Genomic DNA, 15463 nt, shown 5'->3' on the forward strand with positions numbered 1-15463 from the left:
GAACGGCTATTGAGTCAATCGAAGCGCCCGATTTTCCATCCCTGGAAGAAGGGCGTCTTCCGCGACTGGAGCAGGCGCTCGCTCTTCCGTCTCGGGCGGAAGCGCCTGGTCTTGCGGCAACGGAGCCTGACGACCCGAGGCAAGATACGTTCCCGACACCAGGAAGACCATCAGCACCGAATCCAGAATGTCGTGACCAATCAGGATGCCTGTCATCCCGGATGTGAGATAGGTGATCACCATGATGACAATCATTGTGGCGCCAAAACGCTCGATCGGATCGGTGCTATTTCGTAAAACCACGGCTGCATTCCTGGCGGCAACGACGAACATCGCCGCCAGCGTCACGGCGCCCAGGAGTCCTGCCTGCACGAGGGCGGTCAGGAAGCCGTTATGGAAATGATTGAAGCCTGCATCCATCCCGAACTGATCGTGGAAGCCCTGTTTTATCAAGGCCTGGGTGGCACCCACTCCATGTCCGAACAATGGCATCTCACGAAACGCCTTCAGACCAATATCCCAAACGGCCAATCGCAATCCTATAGCCGTCGTGTGGTCACCGTTGACGGCGAGCGCGTCCAAGTCGGAACGCAGAAAGTCGACACGCCCGGATATTGTCTGGAAGCCGACAGCCGCAATGACGGCGCCGGCCGCCAGCAACAGCACCAGCAGGCGAATGGCGTTCCTTCCCTTCAGCCTGTGCTGGTTGATTAGCAGAACGGCGATACCGGCAATCAGCAGTGCCAGCCAGACAATACGGGTGCCGGAGTAGATGATGGCGATCGTCCCGCCAAGTGCCGCGCAAAGGAGGGCGATCCTGTGTCTCTCGATATCCGACAGGGCGCCGGCCACGCAGACCAACACGGCAAGGCAGAGGACCTCCGCGAACACAATTGCATTCCCAGCCCCGCCCTCGGCGCGCATACCAAGCCAGTGCTGTTGGAAGACCGCCAGAAGCAGCGCGACAAAACAGGCCGCCATACTGCTCAGCACGATGATACGGACAAGCGTTGTCTTCTGGGTAATGCTCCAGGTCGAATAGGAGATGGGGAAAAACAGGAAGGTGACGAGCGGGATCAGGTGCAATGCATCCCTGGCGATCGCGCTGTTGACGATGGACGCCACCAGATTGGCCGCGCAATAGGCATAGATGGCGATCGTCATCGCCATCATCGCCGGGTCGACATTGAAGCGCCTTTTCCTGAGGGCGAGCAACAGGACGGACCACAGAGCGCCACCATTGAATACGAAGCTGACCACCGATCCCAAAACCGGTGGAAAAAAGAAGCAAAGAGTGGAGAAGTAGATATTGATCCGCGAAGGCGTGAGTTGCTGTCTTGCAGACGAAAGACCGGTCAAGTTTCGGGCCCGCTATTCTCGAGTAGCTCTATGCGGCACGTCCTTTTCGGCGGAACCGAATGTGCTCGCGTTGAAATTTGCCCATGCCTGATGACGCATCTTGCCCGCTTCCGGAGGTGGTATAGCGGCTGGGCTGCCTTTTCGATAGTGCTGCGGAGCTTGCAGTCACCTAAAATCGGCGGCCGGTGCCCGACGATTGGGAATGGGCTCAAGCAGCGTTTGCCGTCATGGTCTGCCGAGCAATTTTTTCCCAGCCTTTTGCCGGTTGCAGGCCTTGCGAACAGAAATTTCCGGGTTTTGGCGAAAGCATGGAAAAATCATTCCCGAACTGACCGCCGCCGGGCTCGTCTTGCATTGTTCTGCCGTGCACCGATCTGCTAGAACGCCCGCACGAAACACTTTGTCCAGAAGCGAAGCTTGAACCGGGCACAAAAGCTCGATGATTTGACGCAAGGTCTTCTGTCGCAAGGCACGAGAGAACGCTCACAGTCTATGACAATCGCGCTTACGCATCTGCAGCGGCTTGAAGCCGAGTCCATCCACATTTTCCGCGAGGTTGCGGCCGCCTTTGCCAAGCCGGTCATGCTCTATTCGGTCGGCAAGGATTCATCCGTGCTGATGCATCTGGCAATGAAGGCGTTCTATCCCGCCAAGCCGCCGTTCCCGTTTCTTCATGTCGACACCACCTGGAAGTTCCGCGAGATGATCGCTTTCCGCGATCAGATGGCGCAAAAACTCGGCTTCGACCTTTTGGTGCATGTCAATGAAGACGGCGTGCGCGACAACATCAATCCCTTCGATCACGGCTCGAACACCCATACCCATGTGATGAAGACGGTGGCGCTGCGCCAGGCGCTGGACAAATACGGTTTCGATGCCGCCTTTGGCGGCGCCCGGCGCGACGAGGAAAAGTCGCGCGCCAAGGAGCGCATATTCTCGTTCCGCAATGCCCAGCATGTCTGGGATCCGAAGAACCAGCGCCCCGAAATGTGGAAGATCTTCAACACCCGCATCGCGTCGGGCGAATCGATTCGCGTCTTCCCGCTGTCGAACTGGACCGAGCTCGATATCTGGCAGTACATCCTGCAGGAAAACATCCCGATCGTGCCGCTCTATTTCGCCAAGGAACGGCCGGTGGTGGAGCGCGACGGGATGTTGATCCTCAAGGACGACGACCGCATGAAACTGCGCCCCGGCGAGACAGTGGAGAACCGCCTGGTGCGGTTCCGCACTTTGGGCTGCTATCCGCTTACCGGCGCCATCGAATCCGATGCCGACACGCTCGAAGCCATCGTCGGCGAGATGCTGACCGCGCGCACATCCGAGCGGCAGGGCCGGCTGATCGACCGTGACGAAGCCGGCTCGATGGAAAAGAAGAAGCGCGAGGGGTATTTCTGACCATGCGTCACATCATGGCAAAAAGCCTCGCCCCCACCGACAGCGTCCGCGACTACCTGGCCGCGCAGGAGAAGAAGTCGCTGCTGCGCTTCCTGACCTGCGGTTCGGTCGATGACGGCAAGTCGACCTTGATCGGCCGCCTCTTGTCCGACACCAAGCAGATTTTCGAGGATCAGCTTGCCGCGCTCGAACGCGATTCGCGCAAGCATGGCACCACCGGCGATGACATCGATTTCGCGTTGCTGGTCGATGGTCTCGAGGCCGAGCGCGAGCAAGGTATCACCATCGACGTCGCCTACCGCTTCTTCGCCACGCCGAAGCGCAAGTTTATCGTCGCCGACACGCCCGGCCACGAGCAATACACCCGCAACATGGCGACAGGCGCCTCGACCGCCGATCTGGCGATCGTGCTGATCGACGCAAGGCAAGGGGTGCTGCGCCAGACAAGGCGCCATTCGATCATCGCCTCGCTGCTCGGCATCCGGCACATCGTGCTGGCCGTCAACAAGATCGATCTCGTCGATTTCGACCAGGCGGTCTTCGACCGGATCGTCGAAGACTACGGCCAATTCTCGCGCGATCTCGGCTTCCAGACCATCGTGCCGATCCCGATGTCGGCCCGTTACGGCGACAATGTCAGCGGCCGCTCCGACAACATGCAATGGTATTCCGGCCCGACGCTGATCGAGCACCTCGAGACCGTTTCGGTTGAAGAGGCTGCCGTCGAGCAGCCGTTCCGTTTTCCGGTGCAGTACGTCAATCGCCCCAATCTCGATTTCCGCGGCTTTGCCGGTACGATCGCGTCGGGCGCCATCGCGCAAGGCGACGAGGTCGTTGTCGCCAAATCCGGCAAGTCGTCGCATGTCAAACGCATCGTCGCTCATGGCGGCGATCTCAAACAGGCGGTGGCCGGCCAGGCCATAACGCTCGTTCTTGACGACGAGGTCGAGGTCTCCAGAGGCAATATGCTGGTGTCGCCGGCCGCTCGACCGCAAGTCGCCGATCAATTCGCCGCCAACATCGTCTGGTTTGACGAGCATGCGCTGCTGCCGGGCCGCTCCTATATCCTGCGCACCGAAACCGACCAGACCAGCGCCACCGTCACCGACCTGAAATACCGCATCAACGTCAACGACTTCGCCCATGAGGCGGCCAAGTCGCTTGAAATGAATGAAGTCGGCATCTGCAACGTCTCGACGCGGGCGCCGATCGCTTTCGATCCCTTCGCCGAGAACCGCACCACCGGCGCCTTCATCCTGATCGACCGCATCTCGAACGCCACCGTCGGCGCGGGCATGATCGTGCACTCGCTGCGTCGTGCCGAGAACATCCACTGGCAATCGCTCGATGTCGGCAAGCGCGTGCGCGCCGACATGAAGAACCAGCGGCCCGCCGTGTTCTGGTTCACCGGGCTTTCAGGCTCCGGCAAGTCGACCATCGCCAACTTGTTCGAGAAGAAGCTGTTCGCCACCGGCCGCCACACCTATATTCTGGACGGCGACAATGTCCGTCACGGTCTCAACCGCGATCTCGGCTTCACCGATGCTGACCGCGTCGAGAACATCCGCCGGGTCGCCGAAGTGGCAAAGCTGATGGCCGATGCCGGGTTGATCGTCATTGTCTCGTTCATTTCGCCGTTCAGCGCCGAACGGCGCATGGCGCGCGAATTGATGGCCGATGGCGAGTTCATCGAGGTGTTTGTCGACACGCCCTTCGAGGAGTGCGCCAGGCGTGATCCAAAAGGTCTCTACGCGCGCGCGCTGAATGGCGAGATCAAGAACTTCACCGGTGTCGATTCGCCTTACCAAGCGCCGGAACACCCGGAGATCCATCTGAAGACGCTCGGCAAATCGGCGGAAGAGATGGTAGATGCCCTGGAACATTGGCTGAATGAGCGCGACATTGCCGAAGACCAATATGAAAGCGGCGGCGGCATCTGACGACAGGTCGATGCTCGACATCTTGGAGCGGCTGGCCCTGGCGGCCGGACGCGAGGTGATGCGCGTTTTCCACGCCGGCTGCGCCGTCGACCGGAAATCAGACGCCTCGCCGGTGACCGAGGCGGACCGTGAGAGCGAGAAGATCATTCTCTCCGGCCTGCGCGCCGCATTTCCCGAGATTCCCTGCGTGGCCGAAGAGGAAGCGGCGGCTGGAATCATGCCGACCGATCTCGGCGAGGCCTTCTTCCTCATCGACCCGCTCGACGGCACCAAGGAATTCGTCAATCGCCGTACCGACTTCACCGTCAACATCGCGCTTGTCCGCCATGGCGTGCCAGAAGTCGGCGTCGTCTTCGCGCCGTGCACCGGCCGCTTCTTTTCGGGACGGCCGGGCAGCGCGGAAGCCCTGGAAATCGATGACGACTATCAGATCGTCGGCCGCCGGCCGATTTCGGTGAGAGCGGCCGCATCACCGCTGGCCGTGGTTGCCAGCCGCTCCCACAACACACCGGAAACCGAAGCCTATATTCGCGACCTAGGCGCCGCCGAGATCGTTTCCGTTGGCTCGTCCTTGAAATTCTGTCTTCTCGCCAGCGCCGAGGCGGATGTCTATCCGCGGTTCGGCCGCACCATGGAATGGGACACCGCGGCGGGCGACGCGGTGCTGCGCGCGGCGGGCGGCACGACACGTACGCTGGACGGCAAGCCCTTGGCCTACGGCAAACGCGACCAGGCCGACGACGAGGATTTCGCCAACCCGCATTTCATCGCCAGCGGCAGGGCAGGGGCAATCCCCGCCTGAGAGCGGGTGCCGATTACTCGGCTGCTGCCTGCGCCGAGTTCGAGCCGATATAGTTGCGGATCGTCTCGATGATCCGGTCCTGGTCGGCTTCGCTGAGATAGGGATGCATCGGCAGGCACAGGATGCGCTTCGGCAGCTCCTCCGAGACGGCAAGACCGGTCGGCGTGCGTGGGTAGTCGCTGTAGGCGACCTGCGCGTGCAGCGGCTTGACGTAGTAGATGACGGACGGAATGCCCTTTTCGCTCAGATGCGCCTTCAGGCCATCGCGCTTGGGCGTCTCGATGGCGTACTGCGCCCAGGCCGAACGGCTGCCGTCGAGGTTACGGGCCGCTGTCACGACATCGCCAAGTCCCTCGGCATAGCGGTTTGCCACCACCTGGCGTGCCACCATCTCGTCTTCGAGAATGGCGAGTTTTTCGATGAGGATCGCCGCCTGCAGCGTGTCGAGCCGCGAATTGATGCCGACGCGGATGTTGTCGTATTGCGTCTCGCCCTTGCCGTGGAAGGCAAAGGAACGCAGCTTGTCGGCCATCTCGTCGTCGTTGGTGAACATCGCGCCACCGTCGCCATAGCAGCCAAGCGGCTTGGCGGGATAGAAGCTGGTCGAGCCGACATGGCCGAACGCACCGCACATCTTGCCGTCAAGCGACCCACCCATGGACTGGGCGGCGTCCTCGATCACCAACAGCCCTTCGCGGTTGGCGATCGCCATGATCGCATCGTAATCGGCGGCGAGACCGAACAGGTCGACCGGGATGATCGCCTTCGGCTTCAGCCGGCCTTCCTTCTTGATCATGGCGATGGCCGCCTCGAGGCTGGCGATGTCGACGTTGTAGGTCACCGGATCGACATCGACGAAGACAGGTTCCGCCTTGGCCAGCGCCACCACTTCTGCGGTGGCGGCGAAAGTGAAGCTCGGCACGAACACCGCGTCGCCCGGGCCGATCCCGGCGGCAAACAGCGGCAGCAGCAGCGCATCGGTGCCGTTGGCGCAGGCCACCACATGTTTGGTGCCGACATAGGCCGCAAGCTTGTTTTCGAATTCGGCGACCTGCGGTCCCAGGATATAGCGGCCTTCGTCGACGACACGGTCGATCGCGGCCTTCAGTCGGTCGCGGATGCGTTCGCGCTGTGCGCCAAGATCGATGAACTGCATGTCAGCCTCAAAAACGATTTTTAACCGGGCGGTTTAGCCAAATAACGGCCCGCTGGTACCAGAGTTGTGCTTGCCGAGAAAGCCGGACAGCCAGAGCCGCCAATTGCCCAGGTGTCGCAGCCTGTTACCTCGGATTTCCGGCGCATCTTCACAAGATGCCGGAAATCCGGGCTTCGTCGGGCGCGTTTGCCCCCTTCTAGTCCCGCCGGGCAGCCCGGCGAAACATAAAGTGATCGGCTGGCTCAACTTAAATTGAGCGTTACTCAGGCGATTTCATGCCGCCACGGCGGATTGGCGCCCGCGCGCGACACGGTCACCGCCGCTGCCTTGGCACCAAGCGCCAATGCCTTGCGAATGGCGTCTTGCGGAAGGCCGCCGATGGCCGCCTTCGTCAACAGGCCCTGTTCATGCAGCGAGGCGAGGATGCCGGCGTTGAATGTATCGCCTGCGCCGACCGTGTCGACCACCTCGACCTTTTCCGGCATCACGGTGACGGTGTGGTCCTTGGTGTAGCCGACGGCGCCTTCGCTGCCATGGGTGACCACGATCAGCTTGGGGCCGCGGTCGAGCCAGTTGCGGATGACATCCTCATGCGAGCCGGCTTCGCCGAACCAATGGAGGTCTTCGTCCGACAGTTTCACGATGTCGGCCATCGCCATCATCTCGCGGATGCGCCTGAGGTGCTTGGCCTTGTCCGGGATGAAGTTCGGCCTGATGTTGGGGTCGAGCATCATGACGCGGCTTGCGTGCTCACGCCGCATGAACTCTTCATAGGCGCCGCCGGCCGGCTCCGAGATCAGGCTGATGGCGCCGAACAGCATGGCCTCGATCTCATTGCCGAGCGACGGCAGGTCGTCGATGGTCAGCATGCGTCCCGCGGTATTCTCGTCGTAGAAGGTGTAGGTCGCCTGGCCGTTGGTGAGCCGTACGAAGGCGAGCGTGGTCGGCCTGGGCGAGGTGTGCGCATAGGTGGAGCTGACCTTGCTCGCTCCGAGCGCGTCCCTGAACTGGCCGCCGAAGAGATCCGACGACAGGCCCGAAAAGAAGCCGGCCGGCGCGCCCAATCGGCCCAGCGCGATCGCCGTGTTGAACACCGCGCCGCCGACATAGGGGGCAAAGGCCGGCTCACCCTGCGTCGTGATGCGCGGCAGCATGTCGATCAGGGCTTCGCCGCAGCAGAGGATCATGGCGTCTTGGTCTCCGGCGGATAGATCACGCCCTTGCGGATGATGATGTTGGCGTAAAGCCTGGGCTCGCTTGTCGCGACGATGGCATGCGCCGATTTGACCCGTGCATAGAAGTCGGCGCCGGCCAGTGCAACCACCTTGCGGCCCGGTGCGCGCCTGGCGCAGATCGCCTCGATCTCGTGATGGACTGGATCGGCAATCGAGGGATTGCCTTTGACCGAGGCACGAAACAGGGCTTCTGGAACGGCGTCGTCGACCGGCAGCACGCTCAGGATCGCATCGAGCACCGGAATGAGATGATGGCCATCGGCCCGGATCAGGCGCTTTGCCTGCTCCTCGGCCGGATAGTTTCCGTCGACCAGGGCGATCTCATCGCCGTGGCCCATGGCGCGCAGTGTCGCCAGAAGGTCCGGACCGAGCAGCGCCGGGATTCCGATCAGCATTCAGGCGCTCCTGGAAATCGTCGTCGAGCCGATCAGGAAGCGCTCGGAAAGCGGCAGGCTGGCGCCCCCGAGCGCCCGGGCATGAATGCCGACGGTTCCCTCGCGAACGGCGGGAAGTTTCAGGCCTTCGCCGTCGATTGTCGCAATGGCCGCGATGATGGCATCGACCAGCCGACGGCGCACCGCCTGCGGCATCCAGCCGTCGACCACCGCCGCCTCGAAATCGATGACCGAGGATGCCGCGACGATGGCATAGGCGAGCGCCTGTGAGGCGCTGGCGATCCAGTCATCGAGTTCGGAACCGATCTCGCCCCAGTCCTCCGGCGAGGTCCATAGATGCGAGGCCTCGACGCCGCGCGCATTGAGGGCTTTTTCCAGCATGGCGATCGACGCCACGTCGATCAGCTGGGTCGGCTTGCCGTCCGGTCCGGGCACCGGCATGGAGCCGAGGGCGCCTGCATTGCCGGTTGGCCCGCCGAACAGCCGGCCGTTGAGCACGATGCCGCCGCCGGCGAAGGCGCCGATATAGAAATAGACGAAGTCACGCGCGCCGCCCGCCTGGCCGAAGACGAGCTCGGCGCCGCATGCCGAGGTGGCGTCGTTCTGCAGATAGACCGGAAAATCGCATTGCGCCTGGATGTCGGACCTGATGTCGCGGTGGCGCCATTCGTCCATGACATCGCGCGGCGCACCGGCGGTGTCGGCCCAGTTCCACAGTTCGAACGGCATGGCGATGCCGAGTCCGGCGATGCGCTTGTCCTGTGCCGGTGTCAGTTCGCCGCGCATCTTTTTCATGCCTGAAGTGACGAATTCAACCGTCTCGCGCGGTGCCGGATAGCGATAGGAGTGCTGCAGCATCGAGCGCACTTGCCCAAGAAAATCGATCAGCACCAGTTCCGCGCTGCGGCGGCCGATCTTGAGGCCGATGAAGAAGGCACCCTCCGGATTGAGCGCCATAGGTATGGAGGGCTGGCCGATCTTGCCGCGCAGCGGCGCCTGGCGCACGAGCAGGCCTTCTTCCTCGAGTTCGCGCATGATGACCGAAACCGTCTGCGCCGAAAGTCCGGTCATGCGGGCGATGTCGGATTTCGCCAGGCTGCCGTGCTGGCGCACCAGCGAGAGCACCAGCCGCTCGTTGTGATCGCGCATGCCGCTCTGGTTGGTGCCGCGGTGAATCAGGCTGTCATTCGCTTCGGGCGAACCGTGCCTCGCAGTGGCGGTCTCCACCCTGTTCCTCCCATCGTTTCCCCTCAATGCTTTTGGGCCAGAATGAGTGAACGGCGCAAGGCTGTCAATAATAAATAAGAGTGATTTAATTATTGACAGCAGCCGCGGTCTGGTGTCTGTTGAGGGGGCGTCCACGCTGGGAGAATTTCGTAGGATGCGCCGTAGATGCCGGTGGCCGGCATCCGGAATGGTTCCACTGGGAGGAAGATCGTGACCAATACAAAATTGTTGAAATCGACCGTGTTTGCCGCGGCTGCCCTGGGTCTGATGGCGTTTTCGTCGTCCGCCTCCGCAGCCGGCGTCGGTGCTTGCCTGATCACCAAGACCGACACCAATCCCTTCTTCGTCAAGATGAAGGAAGGCGCGACCGCAAAGGCCAAGGAACTCGGCGTCGACCTCAAAACCTATGCCGGCAAGATCGACGGCGACAGCGAGAGCCAGGTGGCGGCGATCGAAAGCTGCATTGCCGACGGCGCCAAGGGTATCCTGATCACCGCATCCGACACCAAAGGCATCGTGCCGACCGTGAAGAAGGCGCGTGACGCCGGCCTGCTGGTGATCGCGCTCGACACGCCGCTCGACCCGATCGATGCTGCCGATGCGACCTTCGCCACCGACAATCTCGAGGCCGGCAAGCTGATCGGCGCCTGGGCCGCCGCGACGCTCGGCGACAAGGCCAAGGACGCCAAGATCGGCTTCCTCGACCTGACGCCGTCGCAGCCGACCGTGGACGTGCTGCGCGACCAGGGCTTCATGATGGGCTACGGTATTGACGTGAAGGATCCCAACAAGATCGGCGACGAAACCGATCCGCGCATCGTCGGCCACGACGTCACCAACGGCAACGAGGAGGGCGGCCGCAAGGCGATGGAGAACCTTCTGCAGAAGGACAACACCATCAACGTCATCCACACCATCAACGAGCCCGCCGCGGTCGGCGCCTACCAGGCGCTCAAGGCTGTCGGACTTGAAAAGCAGGTGCTGATCGTCTCCGTCGACGGCGGCTGCCCCGGCGTGAAGTCGGTGACGGAAGGTGTCATCGGCGCGACGTCGCAGCAGTACCCGCTGCAGATGGCGGCGCTCGGTATCCAGGCGATCGCCGCCTTCGCCAAGGATGGAACCAAGCCGAAGCCGACCGAAGGCAAGAATTTCTTCGACACCGGCGTCAATTTGGTGACCGACAAGCCAGCCAAGGGCGTAAAGTCCATCGACACCAAGGAAGGCCTCGCCAAGTGCTGGGGCTGATGCTGGTCTGACCGGCAATTACCGAACTCGAGCGGTCGGGGCTTGATCCCCGGCCGCTTCGGGTGGACGATGGGTCGCGTGACCGCGAACAATCCCGGCGACAGACCGGAAAGGCGTGGACGGGCGTCGGCGCTAGGCTGACACCTCACGGGGAGGAAACATGACTCAAGCTCAGGAATTCGAGAAGGTTCTCTCGGCCAGCGACACCAGCGTTGCCGCGTTCGACGAACACAAATCGGCAGTCAGGCGCGTGCAGCACTTCCTGCATTCGACGCCGGCGGCAGTGCCGCTCATCGTGCTGGTCCTGTCGATCATCATCTTCGGCATCACCATTGGCGGGCGCTTCTTCTCGTCCTACACGCTGACGCTGATCCTGCAACAGATAGCCATCGTCGGTATTCTGGGTGCTGCGCAGACACTGGTCATCCTGACCGCCGGCATCGACCTGTCGATCGGCGTCATCATGGTGATCTCAGCCGTGATCATGGGCAATTGCGCCGTCAGCTACGGCTTGCCGAGCGTGGTGGCCGTGGCGCTCGGGCTTGCCACGGGTGCCGCCTGCGGGCTGCTCAATGGGTTGCTGGTCGCCTACATGAAGCTGCCGCCTTTCATCGTGACGCTGGGCACGTGGAACATCGTCATGGCCACGAACTTTATCTATTCGGCCAATGAAACGATCCGTGACACCGACGTCGACACCCAGGCGCCGCTGCTGCATCTGTTCGCCCTGAGCTTCAAGGTGGGTACCGCGGTGCTGACGCTCGGTGTCATCGCCATGGTCGCGCTGGTGTTGCTCCTCTGGTACGTCCTCAACCACACCGCCTGGGGCCGACATGTCTACGCCGTTGGCGACGACCAGGAGGCGGCCAAGCTGTCGGGCATCCAGACCAAGAAGGTGCTGGTGACGGTCTACACCCTTGCCGGGCTGATCGCCGCCTTCGCCGCCTGGGTCTCCATCGGCCGCAACGGTTCGATCTCACCGTCGGCGGCCGTCACCGACTACAATCTGCAAGCGATCACCGCGACGGTGATCGGTGGTATTTCCCTCTTCGGCGGGCGCGGCTCGATCCTGGGCACGCTGTTCGGCGCGATGATCGTCGGCGTCGTCTCCATGGGCCTCAACATGCTGGGCGCCGACCCGCAGTGGAAAGTGCTGCTCACCGGTGTGTTGATCATCGGCGCCGTGGCGGTCGACCAATGGATCAGAAAGGTTTCGGCATGACCCAGGACCCCATTCTCACCGCGCGTGGCCTGGTCAAGCGCTATGGCCGCGTCACTGCCCTCGACAATGCCGACTTCGACCTCTATCCCGGCGAAATCCTCGCCGTCATCGGCGACAACGGCGCCGGCAAGTCGTCGCTCATCAAGGCGATTTCAGGCGCTGTCGTGCCCGACGAAGGCGAAATCCAGCTTGAAGGCAAAACCGTTGCCTTCAAGTCGCCGATGGAGGCCCGCGAAGCCGGTATCGAGACCGTCTACCAGAACCTCGCTCTGTCGCCGGCTCTGTCGATCGCCGACAACATGTTCCTCGGCCGCGAGATCCGCAAACCCGGCTTCCTCGGGCAATGGCTGCGTATGCTCGACCGTCCGGCGATGGAAAAGCGCGCCCGCGACAAGCTCACCGAACTCGGCCTGATGACCATCCAGAACATCGGCCAGGCGGTGGAAACGCTCTCGGGCGGCCAGCGCCAGGGTGTCGCGGTGGCGCGCGCCGCTGCCTTCGGCAGCCGCGTGGTGATCATGGACGAGCCGACGGCGGCCCTTGGCGTCAAGGAGAGCCGCCGTGTGCTCGAACTGATCCTCGACGTGAAAAAACGCGGCCTGCCGATCGTGCTGATCTCGCACAACATGCCGCATGTCTTCGAGGTGGCCGACCGCGTCCACATTCATCGCCTCGGCCGTCGCCTCGCCGTCATCGATCCCAAGCAATATACGATGTCCGACGCCGTCGCCTTCATGACCGGCGCCAAGGCGCCTCCAGAGGCTGCGCTCGCCGCCTGATTGTCAAATTGCCGCAGGGTAAGCTCGCGGGCGTTTCATCTAAATCGATTGAATATATGTTGCGATGCGGTAACATGGGCTGGGATGAATGGTGAAAGCCGGTATGATCGTGGCAACCGCACGAGAGGCAGCATGACGCGAGCGATGACATCCGAAACCCTTCCGCCCCTGCTCGAAAATCCTGATCCGAAGACGCTCGCAAGGGAAGTCTTGGTGGTCCTCAAATACCGGGTCGGCAAGGACACCACCGTTGCGACCCAGTACGACTGGCTGACGGCCTCGATCAAGGTCGTGCGTGACCGCATCGTCGATCGCTGGATGCAGGCAACCAAAGAGGCTTATGATCAGCAGGAAAAGCGCGTCTACTATCTGTCGCTGGAGTTCCTCATCGGCCGCCTGATGCGCGACGCCTTCTCCAATCTTGGCCTGATGGACAATATGCGCGAGGCGCTGTCGTCGCTCGGCGTCGACCTCGATCTCATCGCGGCGCTGGAACCCGACGCCGCGCTTGGCAATGGCGGCCTTGGCCGGCTTGCCGCCTGCTTCATGGAAAGCATGGCGACCGTCGACATCCCCGCGCATGGCTATGGCATCCGCTACGCTAACGGCATGTTCCGCCAGGAAATCCACGACGGCTGGCAGGTCGAACTGCCCGAGACCTGGCTCGATCACGGCAACCCCTGGGAGTTTGAACGGCGCGAACGCTCCTTCGAAGTCGGCTTCGGCGGTTCGGTGGAGTCCATCACGTCAAAGGACGGCCGGCTCGAGCGCCACGTCTGGAAGCCGACCGAACACGTCCTGGCTGTCGCCTACGACACGCCTGTCGTCGGCTGGCGGGGCAACCGCGTCAACACGCTGCGGCTGTGGTCGGGCATGCCGGTCGACCCGATCCTGCTCGACAAGTTCAATGCCGGCGACCACATCGGCGCGCTCGCCGAAAGCAACAAGGCGGACGCGCTGTCACGCGTGCTTTACCCCGCCGATTCCCACATGGCCGGGCAGGAACTCAGGCTGCGACAGGAATATTTCTTCTCAACCGCCTCGCTGCAGGACATCGTGCAGCGCCATCTCAGCCAGTATGGCGACCTGAAGTCGCTGCCCGACAAGGCGGCGATCCACTTGAACGACACCCACCCGGCGATCGCCGTGCCGGAGCTGATGCGGCTGTTGATGGATGTCCACGGCATGGACTTCGACCTCGCCTGGGACATCACCAAGCGCACCTTCGGCTACACCAACCACACGCTTCTTCCCGAAGCGCTGGAAAGCTGGCCGGTGCCGCTGTTCGAGCGGCTTTTGCCGCGCCATATGCAGATCGTCTACGCCATCAACGCGCAGGTGCTTCTGGAGGCACGCGCCACCGACCAGTTCTCGGGCGAGCAGATCAGCCATATTTCGCTGATCCAGGAAAATGGCGACCGCCGCGTGCGCATGGGCAATCTGGCCTTTGTCGGCTCGCACTCGATCAATGGTGTGTCGGCGCTGCATACCGAGCTGATGAAGGAAACGGTGTTCGCCGACCTGCACAAGCTCTATCCCGATCGCATCAACAACAAGACCAACGGCATCACGCCGCGGCGCTGGCTGATCCAGTGCAACCCCGGCCTGACCTCGCTCGCCCGCGAGGCGATCGGTGACCGTTTTCTCGATGACATCGACGCCATCAAAGGGCTCGACAGCTTTGCCGACGACAGCGCGTTCCGGGAGAAGTTCGCGGGCGTCAAGCGCCAGAACAAGGCGCGGCTGGCCAATCTCGTCGCCGACCGGCTTGGCATCAAGGTCGACCCGTCGGCGCTGTTCGACATCCAGGTCAAGCGCATCCACGAATACAAGCGCCAGCTTCTGAACATCCTCGAGGCGATCGCGCTCTACGACCAGATCCGCTCGCATCCCGAGCGCGACTGGATGCCGCGCGTGAAATTCTTTGGCGGCAAGGCGGCGCCCAGCTACCACAACGCCAAGCTGATCATCAAACTCGCCAATGATGTCGCCAGGGTCATCAACCGTGACCCGGCGGTGCGCGGCTTGCTGAAGGTGGTGTTCGTGCCGAACTACAATGTCAGCCTGGCTGAGGTCATGATGCCGGCCGCCGACCTGTCGGAGCAGATATCGACCGCCGGCATGGAAGCGTCGGGCACCGGCAACATGAAGTTCGCGCTCAACGGCGCGCTGACCATCGGCACGCTCGACGGCGCCAATGTCGAGATCAAGGAGTGCGTCGGCGACGACAACATCTTCATCTTCGGCCTGACCACGGCCGAGGTCGCCGAACGGCGCAACAATGGCTACAACCCGCGCGCCGTGATCGAGGGCTCGCCCGAACTGTCGCAGGCGGTCGCGGCCGTTTCCTCGGGCGTCTTTTCGCCAGACGACCCGGACCGTTACCGCGACCTCATCAACGGCCTCTACGACAGCGACTGGTTCATGGTCGCCGCTGATTTCGATGACTACTCCGCCGCCCAGCGTGATGTCGACGCTGTCTGGCGCAACAGCCCGGACTGGTATGCCAGGGCAATCCGCAATGTCGCGCGCGTCGGCTGGTTCTCGTCCGATCGCACCATCCGCCAATACGCGAAAGAAATCTGGAACGTGCCTGCCTGATGTGATTGCATGAGGCCACGAACAATGTGGTCCCGGTGACGTGGGTTGAATGCCAACGCGCATCACCTGAAATAGACACCTGGTGCCCTGGGAGGGACACTGCC

The 15463-nt window shown here is 62.4% G+C and carries 13 protein-coding genes; 7 read left to right on the top strand and 6 right to left on the bottom strand.

The annotated features are described in order from the left end of the window. Positions 1-6: 6 nt before the first annotated feature. Together MAFF_RS30860 and MAFF_RS39490 are read right to left on the bottom strand one after the other, a co-directional pair. Entirely contained in the window at positions 7-1260 is a 1254-nt protein-coding gene (locus tag MAFF_RS30860; RefSeq protein WP_010914954.1) for an O-antigen ligase family protein, read from the bottom strand. Between the two features lie 307 nt (positions 1261-1567). Beyond that, complete coding sequence (locus MAFF_RS39490; protein WP_157866107.1) at positions 1568-1714, bottom strand: hypothetical protein; 147 nt, start codon at positions 1712-1714, stop codon at positions 1568-1570. A gap of 137 nt (positions 1715-1851) precedes the next feature. Between MAFF_RS39490 and cysD the strand changes: the two genes are divergently transcribed. Genes cysD through cysQ form a run of 3 tightly spaced genes read left to right on the top strand, consistent with a single transcriptional unit; the run spans position 1852 to position 5499 of the window. Then, entirely contained in the window at positions 1852-2757 is a 906-nt protein-coding gene (gene cysD, locus MAFF_RS30865; RefSeq protein WP_010914955.1) for a sulfate adenylyltransferase subunit CysD, read from the top strand. 2 nt (positions 2758-2759) lie between these two features. Further along, a complete protein-coding gene (cysN, locus tag MAFF_RS30870) occupies positions 2760-4697 on the top strand; it encodes a sulfate adenylyltransferase subunit CysN (RefSeq protein WP_010914956.1) in 1938 nt (645 codons plus the stop codon). A 10-nt stretch (positions 4698-4707) separates the two neighbouring features. Continuing rightward, the gene (gene cysQ / locus MAFF_RS30875; protein ID WP_044551549.1) at positions 4708-5499 is read left to right on the top strand and encodes a 3'(2'),5'-bisphosphate nucleotidase CysQ; all 792 of its coding nucleotides are present in this window, start codon (positions 4708-4710) and stop codon (positions 5497-5499) included. A gap of 13 nt (positions 5500-5512) precedes the next feature. On the opposite strand, the gene MAFF_RS30880 is transcribed toward cysQ, so the two are convergent. The 4 genes from MAFF_RS30880 to MAFF_RS30895 form a co-directional block, all read right to left on the bottom strand. Further along, on the bottom strand, positions 5513-6655 hold the full coding sequence (locus tag MAFF_RS30880; protein ID WP_010914958.1) for a DegT/DnrJ/EryC1/StrS family aminotransferase: 1143 nt from the start codon (positions 6653-6655) through the stop codon (positions 5513-5515). Positions 6656-6918: 263 nt separating this feature from the next. Further along, on the bottom strand, positions 6919-7842 hold the full coding sequence (locus MAFF_RS30885; RefSeq protein ID WP_010914959.1) for a carbohydrate kinase family protein: 924 nt from the start codon (positions 7840-7842) through the stop codon (positions 6919-6921). After that, positions 7839-8285 carry an RbsD/FucU family protein gene (locus MAFF_RS30890; protein WP_010914960.1) on the bottom strand — a complete coding sequence of 149 codons (447 nt, stop codon included), beginning with the start codon at positions 8283-8285 and terminating at the stop codon, positions 7839-7841. The genes MAFF_RS30885 and MAFF_RS30890 overlap by 4 nt, the downstream gene beginning before the upstream one ends. Further along, the gene (locus tag MAFF_RS30895) at positions 8286-9512 is read right to left on the bottom strand and encodes an ROK family transcriptional regulator (protein WP_044549779.1); all 1227 of its coding nucleotides are present in this window, start codon (positions 9510-9512) and stop codon (positions 8286-8288) included. Between the two features lie 267 nt (positions 9513-9779). On the opposite strand from MAFF_RS30895, the gene MAFF_RS30900 reads away from it, so the two are divergent. From MAFF_RS30900 to MAFF_RS30915, 4 genes are all read left to right on the top strand, one after another. Then, complete coding sequence (locus tag MAFF_RS30900) at positions 9780-10757, top strand: sugar ABC transporter substrate-binding protein (RefSeq protein ID WP_156315062.1); 978 nt, start codon at positions 9780-9782, stop codon at positions 10755-10757. A 160-nt stretch (positions 10758-10917) separates the two neighbouring features. Beyond that, a complete protein-coding gene (locus MAFF_RS30905; protein WP_010914963.1) occupies positions 10918-11979 on the top strand; it encodes an ABC transporter permease in 1062 nt (353 codons plus the stop codon). Continuing rightward, positions 11955-12758 carry an ATP-binding cassette domain-containing protein gene (locus tag MAFF_RS30910; RefSeq protein WP_020628808.1) on the top strand — a complete coding sequence of 268 codons (804 nt, stop codon included), beginning with the start codon at positions 11955-11957 and terminating at the stop codon, positions 12756-12758. Before MAFF_RS30905 ends, MAFF_RS30910 begins: the two co-directional genes overlap by 25 nt. Positions 12759-12890: 132 nt before the next feature. After that, positions 12891-15359 carry a glycogen/starch/alpha-glucan phosphorylase gene (locus tag MAFF_RS30915; protein ID WP_044551553.1) on the top strand — a complete coding sequence of 823 codons (2469 nt, stop codon included), beginning with the start codon at positions 12891-12893 and terminating at the stop codon, positions 15357-15359. Positions 15360-15463 lie beyond the last annotated feature (104 nt).

This window comes from Mesorhizobium japonicum MAFF 303099, from assembly GCF_000009625.1.
GTDB classification, from domain to species: domain Bacteria; phylum Pseudomonadota; class Alphaproteobacteria; order Rhizobiales; family Rhizobiaceae; genus Mesorhizobium; species Mesorhizobium japonicum.

What these genes read in the sequence shown, in the direction of transcription:
- MAFF_RS39490 (WP_157866107.1), bottom strand. Translation starts at nt 1,714, where the DNA reads ATGCAAGACGAGCCCGGCGGCGGTCAGTTCGGGAATGATTTTTCCATG.
- cysD (WP_010914955.1), top strand. Translation starts at nt 1,852, where the DNA reads ATGACAATCGCGCTTACGCATCTGCAGCGGCTTGAAGCCGAGTCCATC.
- cysN (WP_010914956.1), top strand. Translation starts at nt 2,760, where the DNA reads ATGCGTCACATCATGGCAAAAAGCCTCGCCCCCACCGACAGCGTCCGC.
- cysQ (WP_044551549.1), top strand. Translation starts at nt 4,708, where the DNA reads ATGCTCGACATCTTGGAGCGGCTGGCCCTGGCGGCCGGACGCGAGGTG.
- MAFF_RS30880 (WP_010914958.1), bottom strand. Translation starts at nt 6,655, where the DNA reads ATGCAGTTCATCGATCTTGGCGCACAGCGCGAACGCATCCGCGACCGA.
- MAFF_RS30885 (WP_010914959.1), bottom strand. Translation starts at nt 7,842, where the DNA reads ATGATCCTCTGCTGCGGCGAAGCCCTGATCGACATGCTGCCGCGCATC.
- MAFF_RS30890 (WP_010914960.1), bottom strand. Translation starts at nt 8,285, where the DNA reads ATGCTGATCGGAATCCCGGCGCTGCTCGGTCCGGACCTTCTGGCGACA.
- MAFF_RS30900 (WP_156315062.1), top strand. Translation starts at nt 9,780, where the DNA reads ATGGCGTTTTCGTCGTCCGCCTCCGCAGCCGGCGTCGGTGCTTGCCTG.
- MAFF_RS30905 (WP_010914963.1), top strand. Translation starts at nt 10,918, where the DNA reads ATGACTCAAGCTCAGGAATTCGAGAAGGTTCTCTCGGCCAGCGACACC.
- MAFF_RS30910 (WP_020628808.1), top strand. Translation starts at nt 11,955, where the DNA reads ATGGATCAGAAAGGTTTCGGCATGACCCAGGACCCCATTCTCACCGCG.
- MAFF_RS30915 (WP_044551553.1), top strand. Translation starts at nt 12,891, where the DNA reads ATGACGCGAGCGATGACATCCGAAACCCTTCCGCCCCTGCTCGAAAAT.